This is a genomic window from Kineococcus vitellinus, from assembly GCF_009906315.1.
Classification (GTDB): Bacteria; Actinomycetota; Actinomycetes; order Actinomycetales; family Kineococcaceae; genus Kineococcus; species Kineococcus vitellinus.
The window spans coordinates 1-5,106 of record NZ_JAAALL010000305.1; the positions used below are offsets into that span (position 1 = coordinate 1).

Below are 5,106 nucleotides of genomic sequence, written 5' to 3' on the forward strand. Positions count from 1 at the left end.
CCGCCCGCCCCGCCCCTGCCGCGACGAGCGGGGTGCCCGACCGTGATGGGCCGCTCGCACGCCGCCACCGGCCTGGCCGCCGGGGCCGCGACCCTGCCGCTGCTCGGCACGCCGGACGTGCCGACGGCCCTGGCCTGGGTCGCCGCCTGCGGCGGTGCGGCGCTGCTGCCCGACTTCGACCAGGGCGGGGTGAGCTGGCGCGACCGCCGCTTCCTCGTGGCCCCCACCGGGTCCACCGTCGTCACCATGTGGGGCTGGCTGTCCTGGGCCGCCGCCAAGCTCGTCGGCCGCCTCGCCGGCGGCCACCGCTGGGGCACCCACGACCCGCTGCTGGCCCCCGCCGCGGTCGCCCTGCTCGCCTGGGCCGCGGCGCAGAGCACCTGGAGCGGCGCCGTCGTCCTCGCCCTCACCGCCGGCGCGGCCCTGCACGCGCTGGCCCCCTTCATCCCCGGGCGCCTGGAGAACACCGTCGTCGGCAACGTCGCGCTGTCCTGGGGCGCGGCGTGGTGGCTGACCTGGCGCGCCGACGTCCACCTCGGCTGGCTGCCCGGGGCGCTCGCCCTGGGCGTGGCCGTGCACATCGCCGGCGACGCGCTCACCCGCGGCGGGGTGCCGTGGCCGGGGGCCACCGCGCTCGCCCTGCTGCGCCCGCGCGCCCGCCGGCGCCGCTGGAGCCTGTCGCTGTTCCGCACCGGCCACCCGAGCTGGGAGGTGCCGATCACCGCGGTCGCCACCGTCGCCGCCGTCGTGCTCCTCGTGCGGGCGACCCCGCTGGGCGCGACGGCCGGGCAGTGGCTCAGCGCCGCCCCCTGAGCCGCGGCGCCCCCCGGGCGCCGGGGCCGTCAGCTGCGCAGCGCGGCCTCGACGAGCCGGGGGCTGCTCGGGGCGAGCGCGACCTCCTCGCGCGTCACGAGCACCGGGCGGTGCAGACCGCGGTCGGCGGGGTCGGTGGCCGTCCAGGCCGCGCCCACGTAGGCGGGGTCGATGCGCGCCAGGTCGAACCAGCCGCGGGTGCGGTCGGGCACCGCCACGGCGCGCAGCACGCCGCCCGGCTGCCGGTCCGGGCCGGCGACCAGGTGCTCGCGCAGCGCGGCCGAGGCCAGCAGCGTCGGCACGTCGCAGCCGGCCACCGGCCGCAGGACGCCGCCGCCGCGCCCGCCGGCGTCGCGCAGCAGCCGCTGCACCACGAGCTGCCCGACCTCCTCCAGCCGGGCGAGCTCGGCGGCGCCCGCGTGGGCGGGGCGGCCGGTGGCGCGCGCGGAGACCACCGGGACGGGCAGCGTGCGCTCGCTGCGGCCGCTGCGCACGACGACGCCCAGGCCGAGCTCCAGCGCGCCGCCGAGCAGCGGGCTCGCGCTCCAGCCGTGCGCGGGCCGGCGGGCGGCGCCCACGGGGACGGCCAGCGGGACGGTGCCGGTTCGGCTGCGGTGCAGCTCGGCGTGCGCGCGCAGCAGGTCCGCCACCCGCAGCCGCACGACGTCCTCGGGCTGCTCGGGGGCGGCGCCCGCGGACGGCGCGCGCAGCTCCTCGTCGCCGGGCAGGCCGCAGCCGGCCGCCCGGGCCACGTCCGACCAGCTCAGCGGCACGCACCCGGGCAGCCGCACGCCGTCGTCGTCGAGGTCGACGTCGACGTCCTCGAGGACGCTGAGCGCGAGCACGCTGCGTCGCAGGAGGGCCCGGACGGGGCGCGGCTGATCGGTGCTCACGTCGCCGACCGTAGTCGCGGCGGCGCCCCGCGCCCCGCCGGCGGGCCCGCCGGGTCCCCCGGACGGCCCAACCGCGGCGGCCGGGGCGTCAGCCGCTGGCCAGGTGGAACCAGACCGTCTTGCCGCTGGCCCGGCCCTCGCTCGGCTCCGGCCAGCTGGCGGCGTCCGCGCCGGCCTCGCTGGGGTAGACGCCCCACGTGGTGGCCAGCGCGTCGACGAGGGCGATCCCGCGCCCGGCCGTCGCCGCCGGGTTCTGCGTGCGCAGCGAGGGCACCCGCTGCTCGCTGTCGGAGATCCCGACGAGGATGCCCTCGTCGTCGTGGGTCAGGGACAGCACCACGGGTCCGCTGCCGTGCTCGAGGGCGTTGGAGACCAGTTCGCTCGTCAGCAGCTCCGCGATCCAGCGCCGCGCGGCCGGCAGGTGCTCGTCCGGGCAGTGCTCGCAGACCCAGTGCCGTGCCATGGCGGCCGGGGAGAGCTGCTGGTCCAGGGTGAGACGTTCCACCGCCACCTCCGTCGGCGTCCTACCGCGGCTCCGCGTCGAGCCGCCCTCGACGACCCTGACGCAGCCGCGGCGCGTCGGCAAGGCGGGGGGTGTCCCGGGGCCGGACCTTCTAGAGCGGTGCGCCGTCAGTCGGCGGGGACGGCCGCGCCGTCGGGCACCCCGTCGGGCACCCCGCCGGCGGCCTCGTCGGGCGCGGAGCCGTCCTCCTCCTCGGGCACCCGCGCGGCGGCCACGGCGGCGGCCATGGTGGTGTCCACGAAGCGGGCGTCGGGGTGGGCCTGGGCGCTCACCCAGGCCGAGCGCACGGCGGGCCGGCTGGTGGCGCCGATGTCGGCGGCGGTGAGCCCGAAGCCGGACCAGCTGGCCAGGAACGCCGAGCGCGCCGGGCCGGTGCCGCCGACGGGGGCGGAGACCAGGCCCAGGTAGTAGGGCACCTCCTCGCCGGCCAGCGTGGTGGCGCGGGCGGTGCGCTGCAGGTCGCGGACGGCGTGCTCGAGCCCCTCGTCGTCGCCGCCGCGGGCGGCGGTGGCCAGGTGGGCGTCGACCTCGTCGGCGAGCTGGCGCACGAGGTAGCGGTACTTGTCGAAGAGCTGGCGGTTGCTGGTCTCGCGCTGGCTGGGGGTCGCGCCGGCCGCGCGGGAGGCGCGCACGGCCGCCAGGCGCCCGGCCGCCTCCCGCGCCGCGGCGCGGGTCAGCGGAGCGGCCCGGGCGAGGGCGAGCGCGGCGTCGGTGCGCCGGGTGGCGTCGGCGTGCAGGCCGGCGAGGTCCCCGGCGAGCCGGGCGCGGTCGAGGCCGTCGTCGGCGAGGTCGAGCAGCTCGACGCTGGAGACCATGGGGATGGCCTCCTCGACGATGCGGGCGCGCAGGCCGTCGAGGGTGACGGCGGCGTGCAGCCGCGCGACGGCGTCCTGGGCGGCGCCGACCCGCTGCACGCGCTGGGTGACCACGACGGAGGCGAAGGCGGAGAAGCCCAGCAGGGGCACGAGGACGAGCGCGAGCAGCCTGGTGCGCAGGCTGACCGGTCGTCCGCGGCGGGCGTGGTCCTTCACCCGAGCGGCATCGACGCGCGGCGCGGCCGCCCTGAGCGCCGCGGGCACCTGCGGGCGCCCCGGTCGCCCGTTCGGGTGCACGCGCCACGGGCCCGCACGTTTGTGCAGCGCGCTCCCGGGGTCCACACTTCACCTCCCGGGCGTCTTCTAGAAGAGGCGTCCCGGCAGCCCGCTCGTGCCGTCGCAGCAGCGCAGGGAGGCGCCGTGGACCACCGGCAGTGGCGCCTCGACGTCGGGCACGCCGTCGCCACCGCGGGCGTCGGCGTCGCGGTCGTGGACCTGCACGGCGTCCTGCTGCGGGTCAACCGGGCGTTCTGCGACGCGCTCTCGCACGAGGTGGCGGACGTCGTCGGCCGCAAGCTGGCCGACGTGCTCTCCACCGCGGACGGCGCCTACGACGCCGACGGCGTCGTCGAGGCGCTGCTCGCCGGCGCCGGCGCCGTCACCACCGACGTCCTGCTGGAGCGCCCCGGCGGCGACGTCGCCCGCGCCCCGGTCGTCTCCGCGCTCGCCGCCGCCCCCGACGGCGCCGGCGTGGTGGTCGTGCAGGTCTTCCCCGGCGGCGTGCGCCGCCACCGCGCGGGCGACGGCGACCGCGACCCGCTGACCGGGTTGCGCGCGCGCTCGGGGGTGCTCGCCGACCTCGACGAGCGGCTGCGCAGCGGCCGCGGGCTGCTGGGCGTGCTCGCCTGCGACCTGGACCGCTTCCGCGTCGTCAACGAGAGCCTGGGCCACGCCGCCGGCGACGAGGTGCTCGTCGCCGTGGCCGAGCGCCTGCTGGCCGGGGTGCGGGCCGGTGACGTCGTCGCCCGCCTCGGCGACGACGAGTTCCTCGTGCTGCTGCCGGGGCTGGCCGGGGCGCGCGAGGCGGTGGACGTGGCCGATCGGCTGACCGCCGCCCTCGCCGCCCCGGTCCCGCTGGGCGCCCCCGGCGCCCCCCGCGAGGTCCGCTGCTCGGTGAGCACCGGCCTGGTCGTCCTCGACCTCGCGCGGCGCGACCCGCTGCTGGGTCCGCTGGACGCGGCGGTCGCGCTGCGCGACGCGGGCACCGCCCTGGACGCCGCCAAGGCGGCGGGCGGCGGGTGCGCGCGCGTGCACACCGCCGCGATGCGGGAGCGGGCCGTGCGGCGGCTGCTGCTGGAGAACGACCTGCGGGCCGCGCTGGAGCGCGGCGAGCTCGAGGTCCACTACCAGCCGGTGGTCGCGCTGCCGGAGCGGCGGCGCACGGGCTTCGAGGCCCTGGTGCGCTGGCGCCACCCCGCGCGGGGGCTGCTGCTGCCCGAGGACTTCCTGCCGGCGGCCGGCGAGTGCGGCCTGGCGGCGGCCGTCGACGCCGTCGTCCTGGAGCAGGTCCTGGACCTGCTGGCCCGCCGGCCCGGCACCCGGGTGGCGGTCAACACCTGCGCCGCCCGCCTCGACGGCACGTTCGCCGCGGCGGTCGCGCAGGGGCTGCGCCGGCGCGGGATCGCCCCGCAGCGGCTGGCGGTGGAGCTGCTGGAGACCTCGGTGGTCGCCGGGGACAGCGTCGCGGAGGGGGAGCTGCACGCCCTCGCCGCCCTGGGCGTGGACGTCCTGCTGGACGACTTCGGCACCGGGTACTCCTCGCTGGCCTACCTGCGCCGGCTGCCCGTGAGCGGGCTCAAGCTCGACGGCTCCTTCGTCGCCGACCTGCCCGCGGACGCCTCCTCGGACCGGATCGCCGCGGCGGTCCTCGGGCTGGCCGAGGGGTTCGGGCTGCTGCCGGTCTGCGAGGGGGTCGAGACGGCCGAGCAGGCCGCGCACCTGCAGCGGCAGGGGTGGCGCCGGGCGCAGGGCTGGCTGTTCGGCCGTCTCGACCCCCTCGCAG

The 5,106-nt window shown here is 79.5% G+C and carries 5 protein-coding genes; 2 read left to right on the top strand and 3 right to left on the bottom strand.

From position 1 onward, the window contains the following. The coding region (locus tag GTQ99_RS19540) for a metal-dependent hydrolase (RefSeq protein ID WP_205707844.1) at window positions 1-813 on the top strand (813 nt) is incomplete at its 5' end. Window positions 814-842: 29 nt separating this feature from the next. Here the strand turns inward: GTQ99_RS19540 and GTQ99_RS19545 are convergent. From GTQ99_RS19545 to GTQ99_RS19555, 3 genes are all read right to left on the bottom strand, one after another. Beyond that, window positions 843-1,706: a hypothetical protein gene (locus tag GTQ99_RS19545; protein ID WP_166617378.1), complete on the bottom strand. Its 864-nt coding sequence runs from the start codon at window positions 1,704-1,706 to the stop codon at window positions 843-845. Window positions 1,707-1,794: 88 nt separating this feature from the next. After that, entirely contained in the window at window positions 1,795-2,211 is a 417-nt protein-coding gene (locus tag GTQ99_RS19550; protein WP_166617379.1) for an ATP-binding protein, read from the bottom strand. 125 nt (window positions 2,212-2,336) lie between these two features. Further along, window positions 2,337-3,260 (bottom strand): hypothetical protein, encoded by a 924-nt coding sequence (locus GTQ99_RS19555; RefSeq protein ID WP_166617380.1) that lies wholly within the window; start codon window positions 3,258-3,260, stop codon window positions 2,337-2,339. A gap of 204 nt (window positions 3,261-3,464) precedes the next feature. On the opposite strand from GTQ99_RS19555, the gene GTQ99_RS19560 reads away from it, so the two are divergent. Beyond that, a partial coding sequence (locus GTQ99_RS19560) for an EAL domain-containing protein (RefSeq protein ID WP_166617381.1) occupies window positions 3,465-5,106 on the top strand: 1,642 nt, incomplete at its 3' end.